The organism is Paracoccus marcusii (assembly GCF_028621715.1).
GTDB classification, from domain to species: Bacteria; Pseudomonadota; Alphaproteobacteria; order Rhodobacterales; family Rhodobacteraceae; genus Paracoccus; species Paracoccus marcusii.
The window spans coordinates 80,982-93,716 of sequence record NZ_CP117466.1 but is presented as its reverse complement, the minus strand read 5'-3'; the positions used below and the strand labels follow the sequence as shown (position 1 = coordinate 93,716).

13 protein-coding genes are annotated in these 12,735 nt (G+C 67.4%); 3 read left to right on the top strand and 10 right to left on the bottom strand.

Annotated features, from left to right (window positions below; all coding sequences use genetic code 11):
• Positions 1–38: 38 nt before the first annotated feature.
• The 8 genes from PRL19_RS00435 to PRL19_RS00400 all read right to left on the bottom strand — a co-directional run bounded on the left by PRL19_RS00435 (position 39) and on the right by PRL19_RS00400 (position 7,384).
• Complete coding sequence (locus PRL19_RS00435) at positions 39–1,046, bottom strand: sn-glycerol-3-phosphate import ATP-binding protein UgpC (protein ID WP_045981622.1); 1,008 nt, start codon at positions 1,044–1,046, stop codon at positions 39–41.
• 1 nt (position 1,047) lies between these two features.
• A complete protein-coding gene (ugpE, locus tag PRL19_RS00430; RefSeq protein WP_046000989.1) occupies positions 1,048–1,896 on the bottom strand; it encodes a sn-glycerol-3-phosphate ABC transporter permease UgpE in 849 nt (282 codons plus the stop codon).
• A complete protein-coding gene (gene ugpA / locus PRL19_RS00425) occupies positions 1,896–2,774 on the bottom strand; it encodes a sn-glycerol-3-phosphate ABC transporter permease UgpA (protein ID WP_045981620.1) in 879 nt (292 codons plus the stop codon). The genes ugpE and ugpA overlap by 1 nt, the downstream gene beginning before the upstream one ends.
• Positions 2,775–2,852: 78 nt before the next feature.
• Complete coding sequence (gene ugpB, locus PRL19_RS00420; protein ID WP_273743553.1) at positions 2,853–4,166, bottom strand: sn-glycerol-3-phosphate ABC transporter substrate-binding protein UgpB; 1,314 nt, start codon at positions 4,164–4,166, stop codon at positions 2,853–2,855.
• A gap of 107 nt (positions 4,167–4,273) precedes the next feature.
• Positions 4,274–5,275 carry a DUF808 domain-containing protein gene (locus PRL19_RS00415; RefSeq protein WP_273743552.1) on the bottom strand — a complete coding sequence of 334 codons (1,002 nt, stop codon included), beginning with the start codon at positions 5,273–5,275 and terminating at the stop codon, positions 4,274–4,276.
• Positions 5,276–5,459: 184 nt separating this feature from the next.
• Positions 5,460–6,026, bottom strand: coding sequence for a fasciclin domain-containing protein (locus tag PRL19_RS00410; protein ID WP_046000986.1), 567 nt, complete (start codon positions 6,024–6,026; stop codon positions 5,460–5,462).
• Between the two features lie 102 nt (positions 6,027–6,128).
• Entirely contained in the window at positions 6,129–6,833 is a 705-nt protein-coding gene (locus tag PRL19_RS00405) for an anti-sigma factor (RefSeq protein ID WP_273743551.1), read from the bottom strand.
• A complete protein-coding gene (locus PRL19_RS00400) occupies positions 6,830–7,384 on the bottom strand; it encodes a sigma-70 family RNA polymerase sigma factor (protein WP_045981615.1) in 555 nt (184 codons plus the stop codon). Before PRL19_RS00400 ends, PRL19_RS00405 begins: the two co-directional genes overlap by 4 nt.
• A gap of 154 nt (positions 7,385–7,538) precedes the next feature.
• Here PRL19_RS00400 and cobS point away from each other — a divergent pair, with 154 nt between their 5' ends.
• Positions 7,539–8,510, top strand: coding sequence for a cobaltochelatase subunit CobS (cobS, locus tag PRL19_RS00395; protein WP_045981614.1), 972 nt, complete (start codon positions 7,539–7,541; stop codon positions 8,508–8,510).
• Between the two features lie 30 nt (positions 8,511–8,540).
• Complete coding sequence (gene cobT, locus PRL19_RS00390) at positions 8,541–10,409, top strand: cobaltochelatase subunit CobT (protein ID WP_148912034.1); 1,869 nt, start codon at positions 8,541–8,543, stop codon at positions 10,407–10,409.
• Between the two features lie 65 nt (positions 10,410–10,474).
• Here the strand turns inward: cobT and PRL19_RS00385 are convergent, their stop codons facing one another.
• Together PRL19_RS00385 and PRL19_RS00380 are read right to left on the bottom strand one after the other, a co-directional pair.
• Complete coding sequence (locus PRL19_RS00385) at positions 10,475–11,287, bottom strand: NAD-dependent epimerase/dehydratase family protein (RefSeq protein ID WP_273743550.1); 813 nt, start codon at positions 11,285–11,287, stop codon at positions 10,475–10,477.
• Entirely contained in the window at positions 11,287–12,135 is an 849-nt protein-coding gene (locus PRL19_RS00380; RefSeq protein WP_273743549.1) for a glycosyl transferase, read from the bottom strand. The genes PRL19_RS00385 and PRL19_RS00380 overlap by 1 nt, the downstream gene beginning before the upstream one ends.
• A 127-nt stretch (positions 12,136–12,262) precedes the next feature.
• On the opposite strand from PRL19_RS00380, the gene PRL19_RS00375 reads away from it, so the two are divergent.
• Positions 12,263–12,571, top strand: coding sequence for a tripartite tricarboxylate transporter TctB family protein (locus tag PRL19_RS00375; RefSeq protein ID WP_045981610.1), 309 nt, complete (start codon positions 12,263–12,265; stop codon positions 12,569–12,571).
• The last annotated feature ends 164 nt before the right edge of the window (positions 12,572–12,735 follow it).

Below are 12,735 nucleotides of genomic sequence, written 5' to 3'. Positions count from 1 at the left end.
CCGACCCGCAAGTGTCGGATGTTCACGTTTCATTCACGTCAGTCCATGCGCTTGCCGCTGACCTTGTCGAACAGGTGCAGCCCGCCGGGGCGATAGGACAGGCGCATGTGATCGGACAGGGGGGCATCGGACGGCAGGGTGATGGTGATGCGGGCATCGCCGGTCTTGCCGTGGACCAGCCGCTGCGCGCCCAGTTCCTCGACCGCCAGCACCGACATCTCGATCGGGCCGTCGGCGGTGACGCTCAGATCCTCGGGGCGGATGCCCACATGGCCCGCATGCCCGGTTCCGGGCAGGTGCGGGACGGCGCTGGCCTCGATCAGGTTCATGGCCGGACTGCCGATGAAGCTGGCGACGAAGGCCGATGCCGGGCGGCGATAGACCTCCAGCGGCGTGCCGATCTGTTCGATTTGCCCGCCGTTCAGCACCACCAGCCGGTCGGCCAGCGTCATCGCCTCCAGCTGGTCATGGGTCACATAGATCGAGGTCGTGCGCAGGCGCTTCTGCAGCTCCTTGATCTCAAGGCGCATGGCGACGCGCAGTTTCGCGTCCAGGTTCGACAGCGGCTCGTCGAAGAGAAACGCGGCCGGTTCGCGCACGATGGCGCGGCCCATGGCGACGCGCTGACGCTGGCCGCCCGAAAGGGCGCGCGGCTTGCGGTCCAGGAACGGGCCGATCTGCAGGATGTCCGAGGCGATTCCCACGCGCCGCTCGATCTCGGCCTTGGGGGTGCCGCGGTTCTTCAGGCCGTATGCCAGGTTCTGGCGCACCGACATGTGCGGGTACAGGGCATAGTTCTGGAACACCATGGCGATGTCGCGATCGGCGGGCTCGATCTCGTTGACCACGCGGTCGCCGATCCGGACCTCGCCCTCGGTGATGCTCTCCAGCCCCGCGACCATGCGCAGCAGCGTGGATTTTCCGCAGCCCGACGGGCCGACCAGGACCAGGAATTCGCCATCCGCGATGTCGATATTGACGCCGCCCACGGCGCGGGCGCCGCCGGCATAGACCTTGCCGACATTGTTGAGGGTGATGGATGCCATCTTATTTCTCCGTCTCGACAAGACCTTTGACGAACAGGCGCTGCATGGCGACCACCACGATCACGGGTGGGATCATCGCCAGCATCGCGGTCGCCATGACCAGGTGCCATTGCGGCAGACCGTCCACGGCATCCGCCATGCGCTTGATCCCCGCAACGATGGTGTAATAATCCGAACTGGTCGTGATCAGCAGCGGCCAGAGATACTGGTTCCAGCCATAGATGAACAGGATCACGAACAGGGCTGCGATATTGGTGCGCGACAAAGGCAGCAGGATGTCGCGAAAGAACTTCATGGGCCCGGCGCCGTCGATGCGGGCGGCCTCGGTCAGCTCGTCCGGGATGGTCAGGAAGACCTGGCGGAACAGGAACGTGGCCGTGGCCGACGCGATCAGCGGGATCGACAGGCCGGCATAGCTGTTCAGCATGCCCAAGTCGGCGACCACCTGGAAGGTGGGCACGATGCGCACCTCGACCGGCAGCATCAGGGTGATGAAGATGCACCAGAAGGCCAGACCGCGCAGCGGAAAGCGGAAATAGACCACCGCGAAGGCCGACAGGACCGAGATGACGATCTTGCCGATGGCGATGGCCAGCGCCATGACCAGGCTGTTGAACATCATCACGCCGACCGGGGGCGTGCCGCTGGTGGACACGCCCGCGCCCAGCATCTGGCTGTAGTTCTGGATCATCTGGTCGCCCGGCCACATCGGGATGGTGCCCGACATGAAGGCGGTCGCGCTGTGGGTCGAGGCCACGAAGGCCACCCAGACCGGCAGCGCCACGACGCAGACGCCCAGGATCAGCGTCAGGTGGGCGGCCAGGTTCAGGAAGGGACGGTTCTCGATCATCAGTAGGCCACCTTCTTCTCAACGAACCGGAACTGGATCACCGTCAGCACTAGGACCAGCGCCATCAGGACCACCGACTGCGCGGCGGACGAGCCCAGGTTCTGCCCGACGAAGCCGTCGAAATAGACCTTGTAGACCATGATGTTGGTGGCCTGTGCCGGGCCGCCCTCGGTCGTAGCGTCGATCACGCCGAACGTGTCGAACATCGCATAGACGATGTTGACCACCAGCAGGAAGAACGTCGTCGGCGACAGCAGCGGAAAGGTGATGTCGAAGAACCGCCGCACCGGACCCGCCCCGTCGATGGCCGCGGCCTCGCGCAGGCTGGCCGGGATCGCCTGCAGCCCTGCCAGGAAGAACAGGAAGTTGTAGCTGATCTGTTTCCACGCGCTGGCGATGACGACCAGCGTCATGGCGTCGCCCTTGTCCTGGATGTGGTTCCAGTCATAGCCCAAGCCCCCCAGCAGATAGGGCATGATGCCGATGGTCGGGTTGAAGATGAACCACCACAGGATGCCCGCGACCGCAGGCGCCACCGCATAGGGCCAGACCAGCAGCGTCGTATAGACACGCGTGCTGCGGATCATCCGGTCCACCGCGATCGCCAGCAGCAGCGACAGCCCCATCGACAGCACCGTGACCGAGATGGCGAAGACCGCCGTCACCTGCAGGCTGTTGAGATATTCGGGGCTGCCCCACAGGCGGGCGAAATTCTCCAGCCCGACAAAGGTCGTCCGGGTGCCGAAGGCATCCTCGCGCAGAAAGCTTTGACGGATGGCCTGACCGGCGGGCCACAGGAAAAAGATGAAGGTGATGATCAGCTGGGGGGCCAGCAGCAGCCATGGCAACAGCTGGTTTCGGAAAATGGTGCGCTTCATCGCGGGACCTTGGGGCGAAAACGGGAAAAGACCGGGGCCGCGCGTGATGCGCGGCCCCGGCCGAAGGGGGTGGGGCGGTTACTGGTTCTGCGCCTGGAACTCTTCCAGCAGCGCGTCGCCGCGGCTGACGACCGCGTCCAGCGCGCCCTGCGCGTCCTTGTCGCCCGACAGAAGCTGTTCGAACTCTTCGTCGATGATGCCGCGGATCTGGACATAGCTGCCAAAGCGCAGACCCTTGGAGTTCTCGGTCGGCTCGTTCAGGGTGATCTGGTTGATGCCGGTGTCGGCGCCGGGGTTCTCGGCATAATAGCCGGCCATCTGCTCACGCGCGGCGGCGGTGATGGGCAGGTAGCCGGTGAAGGACGCCCAATCGGCCTGCACCTCGGGCTGGGTCAGGTATTCGAAGAACGCCGCGGTCGCCGCGTATTCCTCGTCCGTCTTGCCCGACAGCACCCACAGCGAGGCGCCCCCGATGATCGAGTTCTGCGGTGCGCCCTCGACGTCGTCGTAATAGGGCAGCATGCCATAGCCGACCTCGTACGCGGTCGAGTTGGCGATGACGCCTGCACGGCTGGCCGAGCTGCCCATCATCATCGCGCATTCCTGCGAGTACAGCATCGGGGCCGCGTTGTCGGCGCCCACCGGGCCGCCGTACTTGAAGATGCCTTCGTCGGACCAGCGCTTGAGGTTGTCCCAGTGCTTCACCTGCACGGGACCGTTCAGCGACAGGCGCGCGTCCAGACCGCCAAAGCCGTTCTCCAGCGTGCCGATCGGCTGGTTGTGCCAGGCCGACAGGTTCTCGGTCTGGGCCCAGCTGATCCACTGGGTGGTGAAGCCGCAGGTCGCGGCGCCCGATTCCATGATCTGCTTGCTGAACTGCTCCAGCTCGGCCCAGGTCTTGGGAGGGGTGTTCGGGTCCAGGCCCGCCTTCTCGAACACGGTCTTGTTGTAGTACAGGATCGGCGTCGAGCTGTTGAAGGGCATCGACAGCATGTTGCCGTCGGCATCGGTGTAATAGCCGACGACGGCCGGCAGGAACGCCGCCTGGTCGAAGGCCTGGCCGTGCTGCTCCATCAGTTCGTGGACCGGGACGATGGCGCCCTGGGCGGCCATCATGGTGCCGGTGCCGACCTCGAACACCTGGACGATGGCGGGCTGCTGGTTCGCGCGGAACGCGGCAATCGCGGCGGTCATCGTCTCGGGGTAGGTGCCCTTGTAGGCGGGGGTGACGGTGTATTCGTCCTGGCTGTCGTTGAAGCCCTGGGCGATCTCCTCCAGCTTCGCGCCCAGCTCGCCGCCCATGGCGTGCCACCATTCGATGTTCGTTTCTGCCTGCGCGGCAGTTAGCGACGCCACCAGCGCCACCGCGGATGCGGTTCCGTATCGGATCATGTTGTCTTCCCTCCCTTACAGAGTTGCGATGCTGACCCCGCCTATCGGCAGTTCACGACAGCATCGCAACGCTCATGTGACAGTCTTGTGACGTCGGGAGGTTTGGGTCAACGGGTTTCGTTGGCGTTCGGTTTTTTACGAAGTTGCGCGAATGCCCCCATCACCGCGCCGATGATCGGGTTGATGACCTTGGTCGCCACCGGCAGCAGGGCCAGTCCCAGAATCAGGCCGATGACGCCGTCGCAGAAGGCAGTGACGACCCATGCGACCACGCCGGGGGCGGCGGGCACGGCGGCGGCGGCGGCATCGGCCCAGTCATGGATCAGGTGATAGGGCGCGCCCCATCCCAGCTGCTCCAGGCCGTGCACGATGATCTGCCCGCCGACCCAGATCATCGCGGCGGTGCCGACCACGGTCAGTGTCTTCATGAAGCCGGGCATGACCTTGACGATGCCGCGACCCAGGGCGGCGACGGCGCCGGTGCGGCGCTGTGCCAGGTGCACCCCGACATCGTCGGCCTTCACCACCAGCGCCACGAACCCATAGACCGCAACGGTGATCGCCACGGCGACCAGCGCCAGGATGACGGCCTTCATCAGCAGGCTGTCGTCGGTCGGAATGGTGGACAGGGCGATGGTCATGATCTCGGCCGACAGGATGAAGTCGGTCTTGATGGCGCCGGCGACGCGGGCCTCCTCCAGCGCGGCACCGTCGGTATCGGGATGGGTGTGCTTTTCGCTGTCATGGGTGTCGGTCTTGTGGAACAGGTGCGCGACCTTGTGCGCGCCCTCGTAGCACAGATAGGCGCCGCCCAGCATCAGCAGGGGCGGAATGGCCCAAGGCGCAAAGGCCGACAGCAGCAGCGCGACCGGCAGCAGGATCACCAGCTTGTTGAACAGCGATCCGCGGGCGATCTTCCAGACGATGGGGATCTCGCGGCTGGCGTCGAAGCCGTGGACGTATTTCGGCGTCACCGCCGCGTCGTCGATGACCGCGCCCGCGGCCTTGGCGCCCGCCTTGGCCGCCTGGCCCGCCACGTCGTCGATCGATGCCGCCGCCACCTTTGAAATTGCCGCTACGTCGTCAAGAAGCGCGATCAACCCGCTCATGCAGTGTCCCTTCGGAAATTGGCCCGATGCGGCGCCGTGCCGCAGCCCATCAGCACCCGGCAACGCGCGTCGAGGCAAGCGGTTTCACCATCACTCACGGATCGGCATGCAAAAAGGCCCGCGCAGAGGGGACTGCGCGGGCCATGACCTGCCTGTCGGGGGACGGCAGGTCCTGCGGGGCGTCTTAGGACGCCGGCAGCAGCACGGTGTCGATCGAGTGGATCACGCCGTTCGACTGGTCCACGTCGGGGATCAGCACGGTGGCGACGTTGCCGTTCTCGTCGGTGATCTGCAGGGCGTTGTCGCTGGCGCGGATGCTGGCGGTCAGCGTGCAGCCGCCCACGGTCTCCAGCGCGGCCGAACCGCCGCCCTGCTGGATCATGCGACCCACGGCGGACGACATCGCCTCGGTCGGGACGACGTGGCAGGTCAGGATGGTCTGCAGGGTCTGCAGGCTCTCGGGCTTCAGCAGGTCCTCGACAGTGCCGTCGGGCAGCTTTTCGAAGGCCGCATTGGTGGGGGCGAAGACGGTGAAGGGGCCGGGGCCCGACAGCGTCTCGACCAGGCCTGCGGCCTGCACGGCGGCGACCAGCGTGGTGTGGTCGGCCGAGTTCACGGCGTTTTCGACGATGTTGCGGTTCGGGAACATCTCGGCGCCGCCCACCATGGTGTTCTGGGCAAAGGCCGGTGCGCCAAGCGCGATGGTGGCAGCGATGATCGAAGCGCCGACTTTGGTAAAGCGGGTGGTCATGGACTTCCTCCGGTTTTGGTTCTGGGCGGCATTTCTGCGCCCGACAGTCCCAAACACGCGGCGGGCGCGGGTTAGTTGCGCAACCCCCCGGTCAATCCGCGATCACAAGGACGTGAGCGGCGCGATGGCCACGACCGGCCCGGTCGCCTGGCCGGTCGGCGATCCGCCCGCCGGTTCGTCCGACAGCGCGATCTGGATGTCGGCCGAGGGGTCCAGTCCATCCGGCAGCGTCATGCGCAAGGTGCCGTCGCGCGGGACCAGCCCGATCGATACCGGGGCCGAGCCGTCGGGTTTCACCCACCAGATCTCCCAGTCGCGGTCATCGGGGGCGGCGCCGCTTTCCAGCGCGATCTCCATGTCGCGCCCGTCGATGCGGGCAGCGACGCGCAGGACCTGATCCTGGGTCGCAAGCTGTGCCTGATAGGCGGGGGCGGCGGGCTGCTGCAGCCCGGGCAGCCACAGGAACGCGGCTGTCGCGGCGACGGCCAGCAACCCGGCCAGCGCGCCCATCGGACCGCGCCACCAGGCCCGCCGTTCGGTCGGGTCGTTGGCCAGGGGCGGGGTGACGTGGCCCAACCGTTCGCGGATCGCTTGGCGCGCGCGGGCAGGGGCCATGACCGGGGTCAGCGCCTCGGCGATGCCGGCCATGCGTTCGTACCAGTCGTGGACGATGCGGGCGAAATCCGGGTCGGTGGACATGCGGGCCGTCGCGGCGGCGGCCTCGGGTCCGTCCAAAAGGCCAAGCGCCAGCTCGGCCGCCAGCGCCTGGTCTTCCTGGGACGGGGTCAGCGGGGCGTCGTCGGTCATTGGCTTACGCAATCCTTCAGTCGCAGCAGGCTGCGGCGCAGCCAGCTGCGCACGGTGTTGATGGGAAGCCCCTCACGCGCGGCCAGGTCGGCATAGCTGACCCCCTCGAGGTAGACGGCGCGCACGGCGCCCGCCTGCGCCTCGGCCAGCCTGGCCAGGCAGTCGTCCAGCATGCGGCGTTCCTGGGCCATGATCGTGGCCGATTCGGGACCCGGCGCGCTGCAGGCGACGAAGGCCGCGGCATCTTCGGGCGCGGTCACCGGGCGTGATCCGCGGGCGCGCAGCCTGTCGATGGATCGGTTGCGGGCGATGGTGATCAGCCAGGTCATCGGCGACAGCCCGTTCGAGGCATAGCGCGCGGCGCTTTGCCACACGCGGATATAGACCTCCTGCAGGGTCTCCTCGGCCTCGGGGCGGTCCTTGAGAACGGACAGGCACACGGCGTGCAGCTTGGCCGATGTCGCGTCGTACAGGCGGTCAAAGGCGTCGCGATCACCCATGGCGGTACGGGCGATCAGGGTTTCCAGTTCGGAACGGCGTGCGTCTGTCAAAACCGGGGCATCCTTCCAAGGGTTGTGGGCACCTTATGAAGCACACCCTCGCGCGTCAACGCGCGCACGGGGTGGCGGCCGCCCGCGCCGTGCCTTGCACCCGTTGCTCGAATGCGCGATCAATGCGCCGATGTGATGGAAAGGGCTAGGGCCGATGCTGGACATGAACGCGAAACCCACCGAAGAGATCGACCTGCGCGAGGTGTTCGGTCTGGACAGCGACATGAAGGTCAAGGGCTTTGCCGACCGCACGGATCGCGTCCCCGAGATCGACAGCACCTACAAGTTCGATCCCGACACGACGATGGCGATCCTGGCAGGCTTTGCCTACAACCGCCGCGTCATGGTCCAGGGCTATCACGGGACGGGCAAGTCCACCCATATCGAACAGATCGCGGCGCGCCTGAACTGGCCCTGCGTGCGCGTGAACCTGGACAGCCACGTCAGCCGGATCGACCTGATCGGCAAGGACGCGATCAAGCTGGTCGACGGCAAGCAGGTCACCGTGTTCCACGAGGGCATCCTGCCCTGGGCGTTGAGGAACCCGACCGCGATCGTCTTTGACGAATACGACGCGGGCCGCGCGGACGTGATGTTCGTGATCCAGCGCGTGCTGGAGGCCGACGGCAAGCTGACGCTTCTGGACCAGAACGAGGTCATCACGCCGAACCCCTATTTCCGCCTGTTCGCCACCGCCAACACGGTGGGCCTGGGCGACACGACCGGCCTCTATCACGGCACCCAGCAGATCAACCAGGGCCAGATGGACCGCTGGTCGCTGGTCGCGACGCTGAACTATCTGCGTCACGACGCCGAAGCCGCGATCGTGCTGGCCAAGGTGCCGCATTACAACACCGAGAAGGGCCGCAAGACCATCAACCAGATGGTGACGCTGGCCGACCTGACGCGGACCGCCTTCATGCAGGGCGACCTGTCCACCGTCATGAGCCCGCGCACGGTCATTTCCTGGGCGCAGAACGCGCGCATCTTCGACAACGTGGGATACGCGTTCCGCCTGACCTTCCTGAACAAATGCGACGAGCTGGAGCGCCAGACCGTGGCAGAGTTCTATCAGCGCCTGTTCGACGAGGAATTGCCGGAAAGCGCAGCCGCCAAGGCGGGCTGAGGCCCGCGCGGCCAAGGGGGCCATCCGCAGATGAAGAAATCCGACAACCCCGCCGACCCGTTCAAGAAGGCCCTGACCGAGGCGACGCGCGCGCTGGCGGGCGAACACGAACTGAACGTGACCTTCAGCGCGGACCCGGCCGGGGTTGCGGGCGACACGATGCGCCTGCCGCAGATCAGCCGCCGCATGGGCCGCGACGAGGTGCTGTTGGCGCGCGGCACGGCCGACGCGCTGGCCATGCGGATGCGCCACCACGATGCGGGCACCCATGCCCGCTATTCCCCCGCGGGCCCGATGGCCCGCGAGCTGTACGAGGCGCTGGAGACCGCGCGCTGCGAGGCGCTTGGCGCGCGGGACATGCCGGGGGCGCTGTCCAACATCGACGCCAAGATCGGCGCCGAGGCCGACAAGAAGGGCTATGCCCAGATCAAGGCCCCGGCCGATGCGCCGCTGTCGGTGGCGGCGGGTTACATCCTGCGCCAGGCTGCGACCGGGCGGGCGCTGCCTGCGGGCGCGCAGCATGTCGCCGACCTGTGGCGGCCCTTTGTCGAGAGCCAGGCCTCGGGGGCGCTGGCGGACGTGAACGATGCGCTGGCGGATCAGGCCGCGTTCTCTCGGCTGTCGCGGCGGATCATCACCGACCTGGGCTATGGCGACCAGCTGGGCGAGGATCCGGACCAGCCCGAGGATGACGACAGCGACGAGAACGCCGAGCAGGACGAGGAATCCGGCGACAGCGAATCGCAGGATCAGGACGACAGCGAGGAGAGCGACGCCAGCCCCGAGCGCAGCCAGGAGCAGACCCAGGACGAGCGCCAGGCCCAGGTCGGCATGGACGACACCGCCGAGGACGAGATGGCGGACGAGGCGGAGATGCCCGATCAGGACAGCCCGCCCGACCTGCCGCCCCCGGTCAGCGAGGCCAGCCCCGATTACCGCGTCTTTGCCCAGACCTGGGACGAGGAGATCCGCGCGGAGGATCTGGCCGACATCGCCGAGCTGGAGCGCCTGCGGGCCTATCTGGACAAGCAGCTGGAGCCCCTGCGCGGGGCCGTCAGCCGTCTTGCCAACAAGTTGCAGCGCCGCCTGCAGGCCCAGCAGAACCGCAGCTGGGAGTTCGACAAGGAGGAGGGCGTCCTGGACGCCGGCCGCCTGGCCCGCGTGGTGGCGAACCCGACCATGCCGCTGTCCTTCAAGATCGAGAAGGACACCGAGTTCCGCGACACGGTCGTGACGCTGCTGATCGACAATTCCGGGTCGATGCGCGGTCGTCCGATCAGCATCGCGGCGATCTGCGCCGACGTGCTGGCCCGCACGCTGGAGCGGTGCAACGTCAAGGTCGAGATCCTGGGCTTTACCACGCGCGCCTGGAAGGGCGGGCAGTCGCGCGAGGCGTGGCTGGCCGCGGGCCGTCCGGCCCAGCCCGGGCGCCTGAACGACCTGCGCCACATCGTCTACAAGTCCGCCGATGCGCCCTGGCGCCGCGTCCGTCCCAATCTGGGGCTGATGATGAAGGAGGGGCTGCTGAAGGAGAACATCGACGGCGAGGCGCTGGAATGGGCGCACAAGCGCCTGACCCGCCGCCCCGAGGCACGCAAGATCCTGATGGTGATCTCGGACGGCGCGCCGGTCGATGACAGCACCCTGTCGGTCAACCCTGCCAACTTCCTGGAACGCCACCTGCGCGACGTGATCGCGATGGTCGAGAAGCGCCGCGCCGTCGAGTTGCTGGCGATCGGCATAGGCCATGACGTCACCCGCTATTACCAGCGGGCCGTGACGATCACCGATGCGGAGCAGTTGGCCGGGGCGATCACCGAGCAGCTGGCGGCGCTGTTCGACAGCGATCCGCGCAAGCGGGCGCGGGTGCTGGGCATGGCGTCGATCCGGCGAGGCTGATTGCGTCCCGCGACGCCGGGGGGCGCTGCCCCCCGGACCCCCCGAAGGCATCGCTGATCCGTGACCTAGTCCCGCAGCAATCGACGGATCGTGTGGCGCAGCAGGCGATCACCCCCGGGTTGCCATCCGGCGCCGATCAGTGCCGTGCAGTCCGGGACGCGCAGGCGTGACGCATCGGCACGCGTTGGCAACGGGTGACGGCTGCCGGTGGCGTCGCGGACGATCGCCAGCAGGTCGTGATGATCCAACACAAGATCACTGCAATTGACGGTGGATGGCAGCACCCCCGTCGACAGAAGCAGGACCAGCGCCCGGGCGAGGTCGGCGGCGTGGACCTCGGTCGCGATGCGCGAGGCGATGGGGCGACCGGACAGGTAGTTGGCGAACAACGTCCGCCATTTATGCGCGGGGCCGGGACCATAGACGCCGGTCGCGCGGATCGCGCAGCCGGCCAGCGGCAGCGATGCCAGATACGCCTCTGCCCCGGCCTTGACCTGGCCGTAGAGCGTGGTCGGCGCGGCGGGCAGGTCGTCGGGCAGGCGCATCCCCGGCGGATGACCGTCATGCACCGCGCGCGAGGACAGGAACAGCACCCGCCCCACCCCCTGCCGCACGGCTTGATCGAACAGGGCACGCGTGCCGTCCAGGTTGGCAGCGATGAAGGCCGCGGGGTCGTCGCCTTCTCCGCCGCGATAGCGGCCCGGCGCGTGGGCGAAGGCACAGTGGATCAGCGCGTCATGGCCCTGCAGCGGCGCAGGGTCGCCCAACGCCCAGCCATGGGCCCGGTCCAGGGGCGTGACGTCGTGGCCCGCCCGGCCAAGGGCGCGCGCGGCATAGCGACCGACGATCCCGGACGCGCCGGTCAGGGCCACGCGCATCAGGCGGGCGGGCCGGGCAGGGCGTTCAGGTCGGGCAGGGGTCCGCCTGCCGCGATCTGGCGCCAGAGGTCGATCAGCGGGCGCAGACTGTCGGCCTTGGGGTGATCCTGCCAAGGCTTTTCGTACTGGAAATGCAGGATGCGGATCTGGGTCCAGTCCCAAAGCTGCGGCATGTGCGTCCAGACGTATTGCAGCAGGTTATGGTGGATCGACAGCCCCTGCCAGTCGGGAAAGTACTCCTGCAGGAAGGTCTGGTCCGTGCGCCGCCAGAAGGCGCCCGGCCGGTCCAGACGGGCCATCATCGCGGCGAAGGTCGCGGGATCGGGGCGTGCGGTGAAGACGCCCGAATTCATCCGGCCGAACCCGTCCAGCCCGTCATAGACGTTGGGCGCGGCGCAGAATTCCGGAAAATCGAACAGCTTGTCGACCGGGCGCAGCACGATCGCGTCGGCGTCGATGAAGACGCAGGCGTCGTAGTCCAGCTGCCACAGCCGCAGCTTGATGAAATTGTCCAAGGGGGTATGGAAATCCGGCTTTCCGCCCTTGAGGAATGCGGCCCGTGCATGCAGCGCGTCGCGGGCGTGGGCCTGGTCGAAGGCGTCCGACGTGGGCAGCAGGTCGGCGCGGATCAGCCTGGCCCCAAGCGCCGACAGGCGGGCCTGCGCATCCGCATCGAGGCCGCGGTGCATCACCGCCAGATCGGCGGAGGTCCCGGTCAGCCTGAGGGAACGCAGGAGCGCCTCGGCGCCCGGCAGGTAGGCGGCATTGCTGACCAGGGTGACGAAGGCGCGGCGTGCTGTCGCAGGTCCGTCCGCGACTAGTCCGGGGGGTAGCGTGGGATCGGTCATCTGCGCGGGTCCTGATCGGGGCGGGTGTCGGGCCTTCATGGCAGACGGACGCGGGGTTTGCCAAGCTGTTGCGGAACCGCCCACCCCCGGCCACGTTTCCTTGCGAGTCCAACAGGAAAGTGATCCCATGTCCCACAACCACGAGCCGGAAAAAGCCGCGCGCAACCACAAGCCCGCGATCATCGCCATCATCGTCGCGCTGGTCGTGGCGGCACTGGTGTTCTTCGTCTTCACGCCTGGCGTGGACGAACAGGAAGACGGCATCGCCACGACCGCCCCGCCCGCCGACACGCCGATCAGCGATGCCGAGGGTCTGGGCGAAGATGTCGGCGAACCCACCACGCCCGGCGCGGATACCCCGGCCGACGCCACGACCGCCCCCACCGGCACCGCCGACCGGCCCGCAGGCGACGACGCCCCTGCCCCCGCGAACTGAGCCGCGCCCACATTCCGCATTCCCCGCGCCCGGACCCGAAATGGTCCGGGCGTTCTTCTGACGCAACCGTGACCGGCTTGGGCCGATGACATTGCCTCACGGGTTTGAGATAACGGCCACAGAATGGCGCGCAAAGCGCCGCGGGCGGTATCTTCGGACAGAAG